The sequence below is a fragment of the Nitrincola alkalisediminis genome (assembly GCF_009821115.1).
Classification (GTDB): domain Bacteria; phylum Pseudomonadota; class Gammaproteobacteria; order Pseudomonadales; family Balneatricaceae; genus Nitrincola; species Nitrincola alkalisediminis.
Genome location: NZ_VYTY01000003.1, coordinates 275472 through 293033 on the forward strand (window position 1 = coordinate 275472; position 17562 = coordinate 293033).

The following is a 17562-nucleotide window of genomic DNA, read 5'->3' on the forward strand; positions in this document are numbered from 1 at the left end:
ATAAAGCAGTTTCATCGAATCTAATTGATTAAGTTGATATTTTTAGGATTAAACCCATGACCAAGATCATCAAAGTTAAAACAGGCTCCAAGTTTGAAGAGATTGCGAGTTATTCTCGCGTCGTCGCTGTGGATAACTTAATCCACGTGTCCAACACGGCGGGTCGTAACCCAGATACCCAAGAAATTCCGGAGGACGTGATTGAGCAGACGGAGCAGGTATTTAGAAATATAGAAAGAGCACTGGCGGCCGTTGATGCCTCGCTGGCGGACGTTGTGATGTCACGCGTTTTCATCCAGTACCCAGAAGACACCCCAAAGGTTATGGAATTCATTGGCAGCAAGTTCCGTGGTATTAACCCGGCAACAACCGTTACCTGCCCACCACTGGGTTCGAACGTTTATAAGGTTGAGCTTGAAGTTACCGCGTATCGCGGTGCGTCAAAAGCCGACGTCGAAGAAATCACCATCGCTTAATACTCTCTATCGAGGTCGCCGTCCAAGGCTAGCCTCGTTGTACAGGCATCAGGGCAACTGCAATGACAAAAGCACTGGAACGCGTTAATACATCAGATGAACAGCCCGTCACGACACAGGTGGTGATAATTGGCGGGGGAATTGTGGGTGTAACTGCCGCTTTGGCACTGGCCGAGCGCAATATCCCCGTGGTTCTACTCGAAAAAGGCCAGATTGCCGCTGAGCAATCATCCCGCAATTTAGGATGGATTCGCAAAACCAGTCGTCATGCGGGCGATGTTCCGATGGCGCAGGCCGCTGACCGTCTGTGGGCGCAGATGCCAGAGCGCATTGGTCGCTCTGTGGGGTATCGTCAGGCGGGCATCATGTTCCTGGCACGAACGCAAGAACAGATGGCGATGTATGAGGCTTGGCATGAGTCCGTCCATCCTCTAGAGCTGGATTCCAAGCTTCTTTCACCCGCTGGAATAGATCAGTTGGTTCCGGGTGGCAAGGGGGCTTGGGTCGGGGGGATCTATACCCCGTCAGATGGTTACGCTGAACCTGCGATTACCACCAGTGCTATTGCCAATGCCGCGATGAAAAAGGGCGCAATTCTGATACAGAACTGCGCGGTTCGCACCCTGACTATGTCAGCCGGAGCTGTATCGGGTGTCGTCACGGAAAAGGGTGAAATTCGCTGCGAACAGGTACTGTTGGCCGGAGGTGCTTGGTCTCGTCGTTTTCTCGCTAATTTGGGGATTTCATTGCCGACTCTGCCGTTGATTTGCTCTGTACTGCGCACCCAGCCGATGAAAGGCCCAACGGATATTGCCGTGGGTGGCCCCAACTTTTCGTTCCGCAAGCATCAGGATGGTGGCTACATCATCACCCAGCGAGGCAAGCTTGATGCGCCAGTCACGCTGGATCATTTGCTGATCGGCCACCGTTATCTGGATCAACTGCGAACTCAACGGAGTTTTCTGAAGATCGGTTTCGGGCGGGCATTTATGAATGATTTGAAGATGAAGAGGCGCTGGACGTCTGATGCTCAGACACCCTTTGAGCAGGTTCGCACCAACGATCCACTCCCCAATCATGAACTAAATCAAGATGCACTGAATAACCTGAAAACCGCTTGGCCTGCATTTGATGAAGCCAAAATTGAGGAAGCCTGGGCGGGTTTGCTTGATGTCACACCCGACTCCAATCCGGTGATTGACCGTATTAATGCCCTTCCCGGTCTTTTCGTGGCCACAGGGTTTTCAGGACATGGTTTTGGGACAGGTCCCGCCGCCGGTCAGTTGGCCGCTGATTTAGTGAGCGGTGTTCAACCCATTATTGATCCAGCACCTTACCGATTTAGTCGGCTGTGAACGCGTTAGAACGCTCGACGTTGTTAAGGTGTTTTGGATATGAACAGGCCGGAAATCGGCAAAGAGTGGACTATCAACCTTATGGTTGATAGTGAGAGTAGCGTAATTCTTTTGTAATGAATCACGCTACGATGCAAAAGAGGGCAAGACAGTATGCTACCGAAAGTAAGAACCATCGTTTATGCATCTGACATCGCGGAAGGCAGCCGCCCTGCATTTCGAATGGCTGTAGAGCAAGCCGTTCGAAATGAAGCGCATATCATTTTTTTGCATGCCATTGAACCACCGGTTACAGATGCCGATGCGATGATTCGGGATTATCTGATTTCTCAGGCCCAGTTGAAACACACCCGTCAGCTCATGGATCAATACCGAGCCAAAATCGAACAACGCATTTCAGATTTTCTGGAAAGTGAAATACCGAGTGATATCAAACTGAAGCAGGCACCTCAAATTGAGGTAAGGATCGGAAAACCTGACACAGTCATTGTAGACGTTGCTCGAAATCAAAATGCCGACTTAATTGTGATGGGGGATCGTGGAGGCTCCACCGCATCGCGCATATTTCTTGGGTCTACGACACAAAAAGTCATTCAACAAACATCCATACCCGTGCTGATCGTTCCTCTGAAAGGGAAGTGAATAGCACCAGTCAATCTATCAATTACGAGGTAACACGATGAAGAAAATAACTAAAACCCTGTTCGTTGCTACACTGGCAATCTCACCGCTTTTGGCTTCTGTATCGGCCGTGGCCGATTATCCAAAGCGCCCGGTCAGCTTTGTTGTACCTTGGCCACCGGGTGATTTGGAAGACATAGTGACGCGCATGATCGCAGACGAAATGCATAAACAAACAGGCGTTCCCGCATCTGTTATTAACAAGCCCGGAGGTGGTGGCATTGTGGGGGCGTTGGATGTATCGAGAGCCCGAGCCGACGGTCAAATGGTGGGTTCCTTCGTTGCCGATATTTTAACAACACACATTCATTCCGGTAATGCGCCTTACGACCAGAACACCTTTGAACCTGTGGGTATTTTCCTTGATTATCCCTTTGTCATCGCAGCGAATGCCGATGCGCCCTATAACAATCTGGCAGAACTCGCGGAATACTCCAAAGAAAATAACATCTCCCTTGGGCATTTCGGCTATCAAGCCTTACCAACAGCAATTACCTTCAAGGCTGCAGAACAGCAAGGGATTCGTATCGCCAGCGATGCTGCCTTTGATGAAAATAACTGTGCAACGCTTGCAACCGGTGATGCGACCATCATCAACACCACAACTCAGTTGATTCTGTCCTGCTTATCGTCGGGTGAGGTCAAAATCCTGACCTCATTAACCCATGAACGCCTAAGTATAGCGCCCGAGATTGCCACCCTTGCTGAGCAGACAGGCATCACTCAAACGACATGGAATGGCTTGTTTGTGAAGGCGGGTACACCGGAGAGCGTGAAAGAGAAAATTGCCGACATTGCGCAAGCGGCTTTGAATTCGGATCGAGTTCGAGATATCAGCAACACGACCGGTGCCGGTATCTACTGGATTGGCGGACGTGAGGCAGAAGAGTTGGTGGCCAAGGATTTCGAAAATACCAAAGAGTTGCTTGAGTACATGAACAAGTAGTTTCGAGTAAGGGGGACGGCCTTTTATTCGGGTCGTCTTCATCTCCTGACGTTTTGATTAATCGATTATCCGAAAAGAGATACCACTGTGTCTAATAAACCTCTTGTCAAAGCCGATATTTATTGGATCTTGCTTATCCTCTCTGTCGTGCTGCTCATGCTAATACCTGAGCAAGCCGCTTGGGTAGACACCAGACGAGGGTGGTATACGCAACCCATGATGGGCTCATTATTGGGTCTGGGTATCTTAGCCATTTTTTCCGCTTTTAGAGTGATTCAGCTCTCACGTGGTGATGGCAATGTGTGGCGCAGTACTGTGTTCCGACAGAATCCTCTTGATAGTCTGGTTGCCATACTTGATAGCTATCGAACGGCGCTCATCTCCTCCGTGCTGTTTTACCTCTATATTAAATCGCTATCCATTATTGGTTTTGTCCCTGCCACGTTCATTTTTGTAACGGTGCTGCTATGGCTGTCTCGGCTGTTTAATCGGACGTGGGTGCTCGCCACGATTGCGACTCTAATTGCGCTGGTGCTCATCTTCCGTGTGGCTGTTTCTGTATGGTTGCCTGATGTGTGGCTGTACTCACTCTTACCCGATCATTTGGCAGATTTTGCCAATCGCTATCTCTGAGAGGTTTGATCACTATGGATGCAATATTGTTAGGCTTGAATGAAATTGCGACGTTTGATGTGATCGTCGCCATCATCATTGGGGCACTCATCGGTGTGACGATTGGTTCTATTCCAGGACTTGAACCCGCAGGTGTCATGGCGATCCTACTCCCTATCAGTTTCTCGATGGAGCCCTTGGCGGGTGTGTCGCTGCTGTTGGGTGTTTATGGCGGCGCTTGGTACGGAGGTGCGATCCCCGCTATTTTATTGAATACTCCTGGTACACCCGTCGCGGTGCTCACCACGTATGACGGTTACCCCATGGCCAAACGCGGGGAAGCGCGAAGAGCCCTGTCTATTGCCTATACATCGTCCTTTGTTGGTGGCCTGATTAGTGTCTTCTCTCTGGTGATGTTGGCACCGACTTTATCACAGATTGCACGCAAGTTTGGTTCCGCTGAGTTTGCCATGTTGGCGGCTTTGGGGATGGTCTTTGTTGTGCTGGCTCACCGTAAACATGTGGTTGAAGCGGCCATGATGCTGGGTTTGGGCATTTTTCTGGGCACCATTGGATTGAACCTCTCCTATAGCACACAAGTATACACCTTCGGACAAAGCTGGTTGCTGTCCGGTATCCCTTTGGTGCCTGCTGTTATTGGCCTGTTTGCGATGTCTCAAGCGTTCATACTGCTGTCGCAAAGAGGCAATGATGCGCAGGTCACAAAGTTGACAGGAAGCGGTATTTTTTCAGGTGTATTTGATCTGTTAAAACACAAAGTTACGGTAATTCGCTCGGCTGCGCTGGGTGTGGTTATGGGATTGTTACCCGGTGTTGGTGAATTTGGTTCACAGTTCTTTTCATACACCCTGGCACAGAAGTTTTCTAAAACACCTGAGCAATTTGGCAATGGCGCACCTGAGGGACTCATTGCGACGGAAACATCCAATAATGCGGTCACAGGATCGGTTATGGTGCCCTTATTGGCTTTCGGGATTCCAGCAGATGCCTTGATGGCGATGATGCTGGCTGTCTTTATGGTGCACAACTACATTCCGGGTCCCACGTTGTTTGTCGAACGGCCTGAGTTTATATCCGGTCTGTACATTTCACTGCTGCTAATGAATGTCGTGGCATTCACCTACCTGACCTTTGCGACTAAGTGGATTGTTAACCTGACCCGTATTCGCGGTCGGTTCATTGGCGCTTTTATTTTGGTGCTGGGTTTTATTGGGAGTTACAGCCAGAACTTCCAATTCAGTGACTGTTTAATTGCGCTGGGCTTTGCAATTTTCGGTTATGTATTAAAACGCAACAATATACCTGCGGTACCCATTGTTTTAGGCCTTGTTTTGGGCCCGCTGTTCTTGGCTAGAACCCAACAGGCTCTAGGCGTAGCGGGTGGAGATATTACCATCTTCTTGCAACGACCCATTAGCCTGACCTTGTTCATTATGATTCTACTCTCAATCGGTGTGTACGCTTGGAGCCAGCATCGGGAATCTAAACAGGAGAAGCATCAATCCTAATCGCCTAATTATCCGTTTGAAAATAAAAAATACTTGTCTCTAGTCATGCTGAGGAATAAACCGATGACAAAAAATATGAAACCTTCTTTAACGGCAGTTTTGCTTGGCTCGGCGATTGCCTTGGCGTCAGGTTCTGCTACTGCGCATACTCTCTATAGTGAAAATGGCACAGAATTAAACTTAGATATCGAGGCTGTTTTTGGTGTGTTCTCTAGCAAAAAAAACTACCAGCCAAATAGCAAAGGAGGCGGTTCAGATTGGCAGGAAGGCTATATCAAATACGGTTTTTCGGGCCAGCATGCCTATAGCGGAAGCAATGCCTCCGTATACGGTGGTCTGAACCTAGTCAGTACCGCAACCTGGGGTGACGGTGATGCTGCTGGCTTGACCTCCGGTAAGGAGTCTAAGACCGATTTGGAAGATGCTTACCTAGGATGGCGTTCTGGGGATTTATTCCCTGCTCTCGGTCAAGATGGGCTGGATATTTCCTTCGGGCGTCAGAGTTTCTCCATCGGTGATGGTTTTCTTATTAACGGAGATGCGCTGAATTTAGGTGATGGACTCGATCCAGAGCTGAACCGTGGCGGTGCCTATTGGCTAGCGGGTCGCCAGGCCTTTGATCGGACGGCCATTGTTCGTGTTGGTGGTGACGAAGGCGTTCGGGCTGATCTGTTTTGGCTGAAGTCCGATAACCTTGCTCAGTCCAAGATGGAACTTGCGGGTATCAACACGGAGTATGTGATTCCTGAAGGGATTTTTGGTGTCAGCTATATCAAAGGGCTTGATGCATTTGGTTCAACTGCACGAGATGGGCAAGAAACTGTCAGTCTGCGCTATCAAGGTAATGCAGGTGTTGAGAATCTGTTCTTATCGGGTGAGTTCGTGACCCAGGATCAAGGAGATAATTCTGCAAGTGCAGATGCTTGGTATGTTGAAGCAGGTTGGACCTTTGCAGACCTGCCTTGGTCACCCAGCGTGAATTACCGATACTCCTCTTTTGACACGGGGTTTGATCCTCTGTTTTTCGGATTTAACCGTGGGTATGGGACATGGTTTCAAGGTGAGGTTGCGGCCAACTATGCCGGTCCATTTAACTCAGGTGCTGATGTGCATCACATAGGCATCAAAGCGTCACCGACTGAAATGTTAAGCGTGGGTGCCCTATATTTTGACTTTAAGGACAAGGCGGGTAGCGGTGCCAATGATGCTCAAGAAATCAATCTCTATGCAGAATGGGTCATTACCCCAAATCTGATCGTGAGCCCGTTGATCGGTGTTTACTCCCCAGACAACAGCAATACGAGTCAGATCGGTGGTAAAAAGACCAACGTCTATGGCCAATTTGTTGTCGTAGTTCCATTCTGATACCACGATTACATCAACAGGTGACAAGAGACGACGGTCTCTTGTCTTAATTCATAGGAAATACATATGATAAATATAAAAACAATGCTAATTGATGGTATGCCCCTCATCGGTACTGGAGAGCCCTTCTCAGTCATCAATCCAGCGACCGAAGACATTATTTGCCAGTGCAATATGGCCAGTACTGAACAACTTGACCAAGCCGTTGCGGCGGCGAAAAGGGCTTACTCTACTTGGCGTCAGACACCGGATGCTGAGCGTAAACGTCTCCTGCACGAGATTGCGGATCATCTGGAGCAACATGCAGATGAGCTGGCGAGTATTATCGTGCAGGAACAGGGTAAGCCTTTAGCTCTTGCACAGATAGAAGTCGGAGCTGCAGTGGGTTGGACACGCTATACTGCTGAGCTGGACATCCCAGAGCAGGTTTTCGAGAATAGCGATACCCGATACACGACAGCGCACAGAAAACCGCTTGGCGTTGTTGCCTCGATCACCCCTTGGAACTGGCCCTTAATGATCGCGATCTGGCATATCATGCCTGCACTGCGCGCGGGCAATACGGTTGTTTCCAAACCCTCTGGTTTGACGCCGTTAAATACGCTGCGACTTGTACAGATTATCAACGAAGTGCTGCCTAAAGGGGTTGTAAACGTTGTGCTGGGTGAGGCCGACATTGGCAATGCCATCAGTCGCCACATCGACATCAATAAAGTGATCTTCACAGGGTCGACCCCGACGGGCCAGCGTATCCTGTCTAATTCTGCCAATACACTCAAGCGATTAACACTTGAGCTCGGTGGCAATGATGCGGCCATTGTTCTTCCGGATACGGATATCAATCAAGTTGCAGAGAGCATTTTTAACACCGCATTTCTGAACATGGGGCAAACCTGTGCGGCCATTAAGCGACTCTATGTCCACGAAAGTCAGTATGAAGAAATGGGTAAGGCTTTGGCAGATCTTGCTTCACAGCAAGTCGTTGGAAACGGACTTAATCCTGCAACAACCTTTGGCCCTGTGCAAAATGCCAGACAGTATCGGTTGGTTTCGGAGCTAGTGGAGGACGCTCGTCGCAATGGGGGACATATTATTTGTGGTGGTGAAGCCAGCTCAGAGCCAGGGTATTTTTATCCACCAACCATCGTATCCAATGTTTCGAAGGGTGTACGCCTTGTCGATGAAGAGCAGTTTGGCCCGGTGTTGCCCCTTATCTCCTACTCAGAGATAGACGAAGCGGTGCGCATGGCGAATAGCTGTGAGTATGGTCTGGGAGGCTCGGTATGGGGTTCTGATCTTGAGTTGGCCGAGATGGTTGCTTGTCAGTTGGAATGTGGCACGGTTTGGATCAACAAACACGCAGAAGTACTGCCACATATCCCTTTTGGTGGCTGCAAACTGTCTGGCGTGGGAGTTGAGTTTGGAGTGGAAGGGCTTCTTGAGTACACCCAGCTTCAGGTTATCAATCGACATAAGTAATCGTTTATTTCCCCCTGGTCACTGCTTAACGGATAAGTGACTTTTGGCTCCCGTCAGGGAGCCTTTTTAGCGTGAGGTTTTATCAGGCTGTCTGTCACTGTGCAGGAGGCTAGGATAGCGATTCCCCGAGACTCAGTGGCTTGGTTATTGCCTCTGACGTTAAGCCAATGCCTGCCATACATTCTATTGAGACAGAATATGATGCTAATAAATGAACTAAAGGGGGCACATCCCTTCCAGCACGAGGCGCTGGCTTTAATTAGCCGATTAGTGGCTTCGAGTGGTTTGGCTTTTTTTCTCGTTAATCCCAATATGCAGCACAGCAACGCCTTACTCTATAATCTGACGCCTGATATTGAAAAAGACTATCGTACCGAGTACGGTGCCCTTGACCCTCTCAACCCCGAACGTTTTGCCGATAGTGATGAAACCTTAGTCACGCTTGATTCGCGTATTGCACCACATTTTCTTAAAAAAACACTCTACTACCAAAAATTTATGGTGCCCTATAACCACCGCTATGTCGTCGATATGTTTTTTCGCCAAGATGGAAAAATTCTTGCGGGTATTAGTATTTTACGTGAAGAGACTATGGGTAATTTTTCGCGTGAGGAATTGCAATTGCTGCAAAAAATACAGCCGTTTATTGAGTTTTCTCTGAACGCCATTTACATGCCGCAAAGGGATCAGGAACGGAAAAGTATCGCGACAAAATATGCGTTGACCGATCGTGAACTGGATGTGTTGGAGTGTGTTCTGCGCGGGAGTGGCAACAAAGATATTGCCAGTTTGCTCTCACTGGGGTTGGCGACGGTTAAAACCCATCTTCATCATATTTTCCAGAAGACCGGTGTGCGTGCTCGCAGTGAGCTGGTTGCCAAGATCATGGCTGACCTGAATCGTTGATCCCCATCTTTTGATGGATGCCGTTTCACGCCTGAAAACCAAATACTAACCGCTGAATCAGTCGATGAAATTTAAGCTGAGGAGGCGGGTATCGATATGGCCAGCAATCAGGTTCAGGATCTTCTTTCCAGAAGATATCGTGTTATGGGGCAGCACTCCCCGCTATTTTATGAGAGACCTCTGCAATTGGTACGTGGTGAGGGCGTCTGGCTCTGGGATCAAGAGGGGAAGCGCTACTTAGACGTGTACAACAATGTCCCTCATGTGGGGCACTGCAATCCTCGCGTAGTGGAGGCGATGAGCCGCCAGGCGTCGACCCTCAATGTTCACACGCGTTACTTGCATAACAACATTGTTGATTATTTGGAACGCCTGACTGGCACCTTCAATGAAGGGCTAGAGATGGCCATGCTAACCTGCACCGGCAGTGAGGCCAACGAGCTGGCGTTGCGTATGGCGCGCTTTTGCACCGGGGCGCAGGGAATTATCGTGACCAACTTTGCCTACCATGGGAACACTGAAGCGGTTGCGGAGATAGGAACGGGCTTTATGCCAGAATCGCGCACCACTAAGCGCGTTAAGTCTTTCCCGATCCCAGATTCCTATCGACCGCTCAATGGACTTGAAGGGGATGATCTGGCGCAAGCCTATGCCGATCAGGTTCAACAAGCCATTGATGAGTTTCACGCCGAGGGCGTGCAAGTGGCTGGCATTTTGGTGTGCCCTGACTTTGCCAATGAAGGCTTGCTCAATGTACCTAAGGGCTTTCTGGAGAAAGCCGTGGCGAAGGTGCGTCAAGCGGGAGGCGTGTTCATTGCCGATGAAGTTCAGGCAGGATTTGGTCGCAGCGGTAAGCATTTTTGGGCTCACCAGTGGTACGACGTCACGCCCGATATTGTCACCATGGGAAAACCAATGGGCAACGGCCATCCTCTGGCTGGAGTGGTGGCACGCCCTGACATGATTGAAGCCTTCAGCAAAGAAGCCATGTACTTCAACACCTTCGGCGGCTCGCCCGTTTCCTGTGCGGTGGGTATGGCCGTGCTTGATGCATTGGAAAACGACAATTTGATGCAGAACGCCGTAACCACTGGAGCCTATGTAACTGAAGGGCTGCGGAAACTGCAGCAACGACACGAACTCATTGGCGAGGTCCGTGACCTGGGCATGTTCTTTGGCGTTGAGTTGGTACAAGACAGGGTCTTGAAAACACCCGCGAAGGCTAAGGCACGCAGTGTTATTAATTTGATGCGTGACAAGGGGGTGCTGATCAGCACCACGGGGGTACATGGCGCCATTCTCAAGTTGCGCCCCCCCATGCCTTTCCAGATAGAGCACGCGGATATGTTGCTGCACACGCTGGATGAAGTATTGACTCAGGTTGCTTGTCAGGAGGTTGTATGAATTCATTTGAAAATCTGGCCCCGGAGCAACAACACGAATACTTGTTGGCATTGGCACATAAATCCCTGGATCACTGGGCGTTGAGTAGCAGCAAGTTGTCCTTGGTGAAGTACCGCGAAAATGCGGTGTATAAAGTGACGACCGACGCTGGACAAGCCTACGCCCTGCGTATTCATCGGCAAGGCTATCATAGCGAAGCATCCCTTCGTTCCGAGCTGGAGTGGATTTCTGCACTGCTTGAAAGTGGCATGGCTGTGCCGAGGGTACTTCCAACAGTCGATGGACGCCTATTCGTCAGTGAAACCACGGATAAGATCATCGAACCTCGTACTATTGACCTGTTTGAATGGGTCAATGGCGTGCCGTTGGGGTCCATGGAGGAGGGTGTTGGTGATGACATTGAACGCATCGCTGAGATTTATACGAGCTTAGGGCGTACCGCTGCTGAACTGCATAATCAGTCCAGTAATTGGACGCTACCAGAAGGGTTTGAACGTCATGCATGGGATCATGATGGGCTAGTGGGGCATGCGCCTTTCTGGGGGCGTTTCTGGGAGCTTGAGTTACTGAATGATTCACAGCGGCAGTTGTTGGAACGTGTGCGTGATCGACTCAGCACCGAACTGTCGAAGCATGACCGCTCTCCTGAGCGCTATGGCTTGATTCATGCCGACTTTGTGCCAGAAAATCTCATGGCAGAAAACAATCGCTTACATCTGATTGACTTTGATGATGCGGGGTTTGGCTGGCATATGTTTGAGCTGGCAACAGCCTTGTATTTTATTCAGGAAGAGGCTTGTTACCCGGTGGTTAAGCAAGCGTTGATTGATGGCTATCGGCAGAAACGTGTGTTGTCAGATGAGGACTTGAGCCACATGGAGTTGTTTCTAACAGCGAGAGGGTGCACCTATTTAGGTTGGATTCGCAGCCGTCAGGAAACGGATACAGCTCGTGAACTGGCACCTGAGCTGATTCGTCGCGCTTGTGAACAGGCTGAGCGGTATCTATCTGGTTTTTCTGTATAGTCGCGGAAATAACGAGGGAGCAGAACTTAAAAATTTAGGTTTCTGTACCCTCGCATTTTCATGCTTGAATGGATGCGTTTTAAGGAATGTTGCTGGAGTTAACGCTGTTGCTGACGAAACTGCTGACTTGTCACACCCGTATGGCGTTTAAAAAAACGCGCAAAATACGCAGGATCACTGAATCCTAATTGATAGCCGATATCGCTACAGGAAAGGTCACTGAAGGTCAGTAATCGTTTGGCCTCTTGAATTAAATGATCGTGAATGATTTTCTTAGGGGAGCGATTGGCTATCCGGCGGCAAATGAGGTGTAGGCGACTCTCTGAAAGGCCGAGGCTGCGAGTGTACTCGGTGAGTTGCCAGTGTTCACGATAATGATCTTGTATTAAGTTTGAAAACATCCGAAAGCTTTGTAGATCATCAATATTCACGTTGACCGAGGTGCTTTGAGCGCGTGCTTGAGTCAGTCTGCTGACCGTAATCAGCAGCAAGATCACCAGCGTTTGCAACGCCAAATCCCGGGAAGGATCGCTTTGTTGCCATTCATCTCGAATATTCTCCAGGGTTTCAACCAGCGTGTGCCAATGTCGCGTCTCTTGTTCATTTAAGTCGTTAAAAGAGATACAGACTTCATGCTCGTATTCATGTTTCACACCCGATTTAAGCAATTGCCAGAGTAAGGATTGATGCAAGGTGAGTACATGACCACAGGCATCGTCACGGGTTAAAAATGAATGAGGGACCGAAGGTGGAGTTAAGACCAAGGCAGGACCTTGTGCTTGGTATATTTTATCATCGATATGGAAACAGAGGTCACCGCGGTCAATATAGTGCAGTTGGAGATATTGGGCATGACGGTGTACGGGCATATCTCGGCCAAAAAAAACGGCCAAATTCTCTAAGGCGTCATAATGGATAGGATCATCGATATAACGACGGTCATAATCCTGTCCTAGAATGATATTGGGTATCCATTCACGCTGCTCTGAGGTGCTCATGCATTTATTGTAGCATCAAAGTCGCACTCCAGTCGGCACACTAAGGTGCCAACTGAAGTGCAAGCGAGAAACGATGATTAGCGCTTGCCTAACGTTGGTACACGGTGAGTACCGTGGGCAATGCAGACGTTTTTGGTTTCCATATAAAAATCAAAGCTCCAGTCGCCGCCATCACGGCCAATACCGGACATTTTCACACCGCCAAAGGGCGAAGGAAGATTACGGTTGTTTTCTGAGTTTACCCACAACATTCCAGCTTCAACCTGTTTGGCCATGCGCATCGCACGTCCTGTGTTTTCAGTCCAGATATAGCCGGACAAGCCATATTGCGTGTCATTGGCAATCTGAACGGCTTCGTCTTCTGTGTCGAAGCTGATGGCCGTCAGCACAGGCCCGAAGATTTCTTCTTGGGCGATGCGCATTTGGTTATTCGCACCGGTGAAGAGTGTTGGCTCTAGGTAATTTCCGGCTGGATTAATATTGCCTTGTGCTTCGCTGATGCGACGACCACCAACAGCAGTGGTCGCGCCATCTTGTTTCGCGATGTCGAAATAGCTCAGTACCTTGTTGTAATGTTCGGTGGCAACCAGTGGCCCGACTTCAGTTTCCGGGTCGAGTGAGTGGCCGACACGAAGATTACGCACGCGTTGCTCAAGTGCCGCAATAAAACGGTCACGAATACCGCTCTGGATCAATAGGCGGCTGGAGGAGGTGCAGCGCTGACCGTTCAAGCTGTAAATCATGAAGACAACGGCATCCAATGCGCGCTCGAAGTCGGCATCATCAAAGACGATGACGGGGTTTTTTCCACCGAGCTCAAAGTGCATGCGTTTTAGGGTATCAGCCCCTTGACGCATGATATGGGAGCCAGTTGCCGTTTCACCGACCAATGCCACGGCTTTAATTGCAGGATGCTCTGTCATGCGTTTACCAACGCCTTCTCCAAAGCCATTCACCATATTCCACACGCCTTTTGGCAACACTTCATCGGCGATTTCGGCAAGAATATAGGCACTTAAGGGGGTTAACTCTGCAGGCTTGTGAACAACGGTACAGCCTGCCGCCAGTGCGGGGGCAATTTTCCAAGTCGATAGCATGAAAGGCGTGTTCCAAGGGGTGATAATCCCTACAGGCCCGATCGCTTTTCGAATTGTGTAGTTGGTGTGTTCTTCTTGATGCAGTGCTAGACCGTTTTGAGCTTCAGGTGCTTTGTCAGCAAAGAAACGGAAGTTGGCAGCACCACGAACGGCGGCCTGTTTCATAAAGCGAATGGCTTGTCCGCAGTCCATCGACTCGACTAATGCGATCTCATCCGCACGCTCGACCAATCGATCCGCGAACTTATTCAGCAAACGCTTACGCTCGGATCCTGGTGTATTTGACCAGCTCTCAAATGCGGCTTCAGCGGCTTCGCAGGCCGCGTTCATGTCCTCGACAGACCCCGCCATCACTTTGCCAAGCGAGCTATTGTCCGTGGGCGTATAGTTGTCGTATTCCTTACCACCCTGACCTAAGGTGAACTCACCGTTAATGTAATGTCCGGTGGTCTGTTGTTTGAAGCGCTCGAGATAGTGTTCAGCACGCTCTAAATTACTTTTCAGTGTATCGCTCATGAGTATTCTCCCGAACCTTAGTATTTGTCGCCGTAATAGGCTTGCTCTGAGACAATGCGTGTCTCTAGGGAGCAGATGTTTTCAACACTGCATACGACAATGTCGCCAGGTTGCATATCCACGACGCCATGCGGTGTCCCTGTGGCAATCATGTCACCGGGATTGAGCGTCATAATGTGACTGAGGTACTCGACCAAAAAAGGCACGTCAAAAATCATATCTTTGGTAGAGCCATCCTGAGTGATTTCGCCGTTAACGGCTGTCGTGAGACGAAGATTCATCACGTCAGGCACGTCGGCGGTATCAACGATCCAAGGGCCCATGGGCAATAAGGAGTCTCGGCTTTTTACCCGTAAGTTAGGACGGTAGTAATTCTCAAGGTAATCGCGGATAGCAAAGTCATTACACACGGTATAGCCAGCGATATAGTCTAGTGCGTCTTCTCGCTTGATATTTTTGCCAGACTTGCCGATCACAGCGACTAACTCGCACTCATAGTGCTGGAACTCTATGTTATCTGGGCGATAGCTAATCTGCTTATGGCCGGTCAGGGTGTTGGCGTGTTTGATGAACACCAACGGCTCTTTAGGGGGTTCGAATGCGAGTTCAGTGGCGTGATCAGCATAGTTTAGACCTAAGGCAAAGATCGTGCCGGGCTCTTTGACCGGTGGTAGCCATGTGATTTGATCGGAATCCAGCGTGACATTGAGTACTTCACCAGATGTGGTGGTGATTCTATCCTCTGAGTCAATATCGATATCCAGTTCGCGACCCTCAAAAATGATACGGGCGTGTCTCATGCTTAGGCACCTCCTAGCGTATTGGTTAGGGTGCCAACACCCTCAATGCTGGCGTCTACTGTGTCACCTTTACTGACCGGAACGCGATCACCCGCAAAGCCAACAGCAATAATTTCACCCGGTTGCAGAGTCATAATGTGCGAGATGATGCTGATTAATTCGGCAACACCACGCTCCATATCGGCGATTGCAAACAGGCTTTTGCGCTCGCCATTCACCTTAATGACCACTTGCAGGTCGTCGAGGTTGTCGAGACTGCTGCTGTCAATAATCTTGGGTCCTACGGGAGCGGAGCCATCTAAACATTTCCCTTTGATATCTGGGCGATAGTAGTTTTGTTCAGGCAGCGAATAGTCGGCCACCAGTGTATACCCACCGATAAAGTCCAAAGCGTTTTCAACGGATACACGGCAGGTTTCTTGACCGATGACGATGCCTAAGCTGGCACCAACGACCATACTGGCGACATCCTGACCGTCAAAGTCTTTGGCCCACTCGATTTCTGCACCATCAACATTCCACGTGTTGCGTGGCTTGTAATAGAGAACCGGTTGGGTTGGCGGTTTTTTATAGGGGTCTTTTTTAAATGAGTCTTGTAAAGCCGTCAGTTGGTGTTTGTCGTTAAGCGCGACACAGACCAGCTTACTCTTCACTAGTGTGTTTGCAATCATGGTTAACCTTCTCGTATTGAGGGTGACAATCAATAGCCAGCCTGAGGTTTTTCATCTTCAATCGGTGTTTGTTGCTTAAAGCGTTGTGCCAGTTTTCGGGTTTCATTGGCCAAAATCAGGGTATCAACACCGACACCGACAAAATTGGCGCCTTGTTTGATATAGTTTTGTGCTAATGAAGGGTCGAGACAGAGCAGACCTGCGTACTTGCCAGCGTCTCGGATCTTGTTCAATCCTTGGTTAATCGAAGCGACCACTGCTGGATTACCGGCATCTCCGACATAGCCCATAGAGGCTGAAAGGTCAGAGGGGCCAATGAACACAGCATCGATACCCTCAACGGCTAAAATGGCGTCAAGATTGTCCATTGCCGTGGCGGTTTCAACCTGCACGATTAAACAGATTTCACGGTTCGCCTTTTGGAGGTATCCGGGTATCTGGTTCCAGCGTGCCGCTCTTGCTAAAGAGGTGCCCAATCCTCGTATGCCTTCGGGAGGGTAGCGAACCGCTTTCACCAGTTGTTCGGCTTGTTCAGCACTATCCACCATCGGCACTAATAGTGTTTGCACACCAATATCAAGCAGCTGTTTTATGAGTGCCGTATTCCCCTCTACACAGCGCACAATTGGTGCTACATCATAGGGAGCCAGTGCCTGAAGGTGAGACATGATCGTGCGCAGATCAAAGGGCGCATGCTCACCATCGATGAGCAGCCAGTCGAAGCCCGCAACGGCGGCGATTTCTGCTGCACTGTTATCAGGTAAACCCAGCCACAAACCATACTGTGGTTGGCCTGAGTTTAAGCCTTGTTTAAAGCGGTTTTTAGGCAGTTCCATAATCGACTCCTGCTGTGTGTCAGCGACAAATGATTAGTCGAAGTTCAGTGATACGCTGCCCAGTGAGCCAAAGTCAGCATGAACAGTGTCACCCGCTTTTACTGGCACGGGGCGAGTAAAGGATCCAGATAAAATAATCTGCCCAGGTTCTAAACCTATGCCATGCGGTGCGAAGCGTTTACAAACCCAGGTGATCCCTTTAAGAGGATTACCTAATACGCCTCCGGCCAGACCGGTTTCTTCAATCTGACCATTGAGATAGAGCATGCAGCCCGCCCAGCGAAGATCAACATCCATTGGACGAATAGGGCGTCCACCCAGGATAATCCCAGCATTCGCCGCATTATCTGAAATGGTGTCATACACCTTGCGCGTATAGCCGGTTATCGGATCCGTTCTAAGGCAGCGCGCGGCAATGAGTTCCAATGAAGGAATGACGTAGTCAGTAGCCTCCAATACATCAAAAATGGAGACATTTTCACCAAATAACGGCTTTTTCAAAATAAACGCTAATTCGACCTCGATACGGGGATCGAGGAAATCTGCAGCGCTAATGGTTGCACCGTCTTCAAACAGCATGTCATCCAATAACACGCCATAATCCGGTTCATCTATATTTGAAGCCATCTGCATGGCTCTTGAGGTCAGGCCAATTTTATAGCCGATCACCTTACGACCTTGTTCAATCTTATGGTCTACCCATTTTTTTTGAATGGCGTAAGCATCGGCCATATCCATTTCTGGATACTCAAGTGTTAAAGCCGGTATTTGTTTACGTTCGACTTCTGCCTGATGAAGGCGGTTGGCCGCTATTTCTATTTGCGCAGTCGTTAACATGCCTAGAGCACCTTATATGAGTGGAAGGC

The 17562-nt window shown here is 49.4% G+C and carries 17 protein-coding genes; 11 read left to right on the plus strand and 6 right to left on the minus strand.

The genetic code is table 11. The features are described 5' to 3' along the window. Positions 1-56 precede the first annotated feature (56 nt). From F5971_RS06740 to F5971_RS06790, 11 genes are all read left to right on the plus strand, one after another. Complete coding sequence (locus F5971_RS06740; RefSeq protein WP_036507922.1) at positions 57-476, plus strand: RidA family protein; 420 nt, start codon at positions 57-59, stop codon at positions 474-476. Positions 477-538: 62 nt separating this feature from the next. After that, the gene (locus F5971_RS06745; RefSeq protein WP_193494513.1) at positions 539-1831 is read left to right on the plus strand and encodes an NAD(P)/FAD-dependent oxidoreductase; all 1293 of its coding nucleotides are present in this window, start codon (positions 539-541) and stop codon (positions 1829-1831) included. A gap of 153 nt (positions 1832-1984) precedes the next feature. After that, the gene (locus F5971_RS06750; RefSeq protein WP_193494514.1) at positions 1985-2473 is read left to right on the plus strand and encodes a universal stress protein; all 489 of its coding nucleotides are present in this window, start codon (positions 1985-1987) and stop codon (positions 2471-2473) included. Positions 2474-2510: 37 nt separating this feature from the next. Further along, positions 2511-3458, plus strand: coding sequence for a tripartite tricarboxylate transporter substrate binding protein (locus F5971_RS06755; RefSeq protein WP_036507931.1), 948 nt, complete (start codon positions 2511-2513; stop codon positions 3456-3458). Positions 3459-3545: 87 nt separating this feature from the next. Beyond that, positions 3546-4091, plus strand: coding sequence for a hypothetical protein (locus tag F5971_RS06760; protein ID WP_193494515.1), 546 nt, complete (start codon positions 3546-3548; stop codon positions 4089-4091). A gap of 14 nt (positions 4092-4105) precedes the next feature. Then, the gene (locus F5971_RS06765; RefSeq protein WP_193494516.1) at positions 4106-5599 is read left to right on the plus strand and encodes a tripartite tricarboxylate transporter permease; all 1494 of its coding nucleotides are present in this window, start codon (positions 4106-4108) and stop codon (positions 5597-5599) included. Between the two features lie 63 nt (positions 5600-5662). After that, the gene (locus tag F5971_RS06770; protein ID WP_193494517.1) at positions 5663-6964 is read left to right on the plus strand and encodes an alginate export family protein; all 1302 of its coding nucleotides are present in this window, start codon (positions 5663-5665) and stop codon (positions 6962-6964) included. 66 nt (positions 6965-7030) lie between these two features. Further along, positions 7031-8443, plus strand: a complete 1413-nt coding sequence (locus F5971_RS06775) for an aldehyde dehydrogenase family protein (RefSeq protein WP_246187775.1) — start codon at positions 7031-7033, stop codon at positions 8441-8443. A gap of 198 nt (positions 8444-8641) precedes the next feature. Then, positions 8642-9349, plus strand: a complete 708-nt coding sequence (locus F5971_RS06780; RefSeq protein WP_246187776.1) for a response regulator transcription factor — start codon at positions 8642-8644, stop codon at positions 9347-9349. 96 nt (positions 9350-9445) lie between these two features. Beyond that, entirely contained in the window at positions 9446-10753 is a 1308-nt protein-coding gene (locus F5971_RS06785; RefSeq protein WP_193494518.1) for an aspartate aminotransferase family protein, read from the plus strand. Continuing rightward, positions 10750-11778: a phosphotransferase enzyme family protein gene (locus F5971_RS06790; RefSeq protein WP_193494519.1), complete on the plus strand. Its 1029-nt coding sequence runs from the start codon at positions 10750-10752 to the stop codon at positions 11776-11778. Before F5971_RS06785 ends, F5971_RS06790 begins: the two co-directional genes overlap by 4 nt. Before the next feature lie 98 nt (positions 11779-11876). Here F5971_RS06790 and hpaA read toward each other — a convergent pair whose 3' ends face one another. The 6 genes from hpaA to hpaH form a co-directional block, all read right to left on the minus strand. Next, positions 11877-12776, minus strand: coding sequence for a 4-hydroxyphenylacetate catabolism regulatory protein HpaA (hpaA, locus tag F5971_RS06795; RefSeq protein ID WP_036507948.1), 900 nt, complete (start codon positions 12774-12776; stop codon positions 11877-11879). Positions 12777-12853: 77 nt separating this feature from the next. Next, entirely contained in the window at positions 12854-14389 is a 1536-nt protein-coding gene (hpaE, locus tag F5971_RS06800; RefSeq protein WP_036507951.1) for a 5-carboxymethyl-2-hydroxymuconate semialdehyde dehydrogenase, read from the minus strand. A 17-nt stretch (positions 14390-14406) separates the two neighbouring features. Then, positions 14407-15189 carry a fumarylacetoacetate hydrolase family protein gene (locus F5971_RS06805; RefSeq protein WP_036507957.1) on the minus strand — a complete coding sequence of 261 codons (783 nt, stop codon included), beginning with the start codon at positions 15187-15189 and terminating at the stop codon, positions 14407-14409. A gap of 2 nt (positions 15190-15191) precedes the next feature. Next, entirely contained in the window at positions 15192-15860 is a 669-nt protein-coding gene (locus F5971_RS06810; RefSeq protein ID WP_036507962.1) for a fumarylacetoacetate hydrolase family protein, read from the minus strand. A gap of 29 nt (positions 15861-15889) precedes the next feature. Then, complete coding sequence (gene hpaI, locus F5971_RS06815) at positions 15890-16696, minus strand: 4-hydroxy-2-oxoheptanedioate aldolase (RefSeq protein WP_036507964.1); 807 nt, start codon at positions 16694-16696, stop codon at positions 15890-15892. Between the two features lie 33 nt (positions 16697-16729). Then, positions 16730-17533, minus strand: a complete 804-nt coding sequence (gene hpaH / locus F5971_RS06820) for a 2-oxo-hept-4-ene-1,7-dioate hydratase (RefSeq protein WP_036507969.1) — start codon at positions 17531-17533, stop codon at positions 16730-16732. Positions 17534-17562 lie beyond the last annotated feature (29 nt).

Bases quoted from the DNA above. Each gene is read 5' to 3' on its own strand.
- F5971_RS06790 (WP_193494519.1), top strand. From the start codon at position 10,750: ATGAATTCATTTGAAAATCTGGCCCCGGAGCAACAACACGAATACTTG.
- hpaH (WP_036507969.1), bottom strand. From the start codon at position 17,533: ATGTTAACGACTGCGCAAATAGAAATAGCGGCCAACCGCCTTCATCAG.
- hpaA (WP_036507948.1), bottom strand. From the start codon at position 12,776: ATGAGCACCTCAGAGCAGCGTGAATGGATACCCAATATCATTCTAGGA.
- F5971_RS06810 (WP_036507962.1), bottom strand. From the start codon at position 15,860: ATGATTGCAAACACACTAGTGAAGAGTAAGCTGGTCTGTGTCGCGCTT.
- F5971_RS06775 (WP_246187775.1), top strand. From the start codon at position 7,031: ATGATAAATATAAAAACAATGCTAATTGATGGTATGCCCCTCATCGGT.
- F5971_RS06770 (WP_193494517.1), top strand. From the start codon at position 5,663: ATGACAAAAAATATGAAACCTTCTTTAACGGCAGTTTTGCTTGGCTCG.
- F5971_RS06785 (WP_193494518.1), top strand. From the start codon at position 9,446: ATGGCCAGCAATCAGGTTCAGGATCTTCTTTCCAGAAGATATCGTGTT.
- hpaE (WP_036507951.1), bottom strand. From the start codon at position 14,389: ATGAGCGATACACTGAAAAGTAATTTAGAGCGTGCTGAACACTATCTC.
- F5971_RS06780 (WP_246187776.1), top strand. From the start codon at position 8,642: ATGATGCTAATAAATGAACTAAAGGGGGCACATCCCTTCCAGCACGAG.
- F5971_RS06740 (WP_036507922.1), top strand. From the start codon at position 57: ATGACCAAGATCATCAAAGTTAAAACAGGCTCCAAGTTTGAAGAGATT.
- F5971_RS06765 (WP_193494516.1), top strand. From the start codon at position 4,106: ATGGATGCAATATTGTTAGGCTTGAATGAAATTGCGACGTTTGATGTG.
- F5971_RS06755 (WP_036507931.1), top strand. From the start codon at position 2,511: ATGAAGAAAATAACTAAAACCCTGTTCGTTGCTACACTGGCAATCTCA.
- F5971_RS06750 (WP_193494514.1), top strand. From the start codon at position 1,985: ATGCTACCGAAAGTAAGAACCATCGTTTATGCATCTGACATCGCGGAA.
- F5971_RS06805 (WP_036507957.1), bottom strand. From the start codon at position 15,189: ATGAGACACGCCCGTATCATTTTTGAGGGTCGCGAACTGGATATCGAT.
- hpaI (WP_036507964.1), bottom strand. From the start codon at position 16,696: ATGGAACTGCCTAAAAACCGCTTTAAACAAGGCTTAAACTCAGGCCAA.
- F5971_RS06745 (WP_193494513.1), top strand. From the start codon at position 539: ATGACAAAAGCACTGGAACGCGTTAATACATCAGATGAACAGCCCGTC.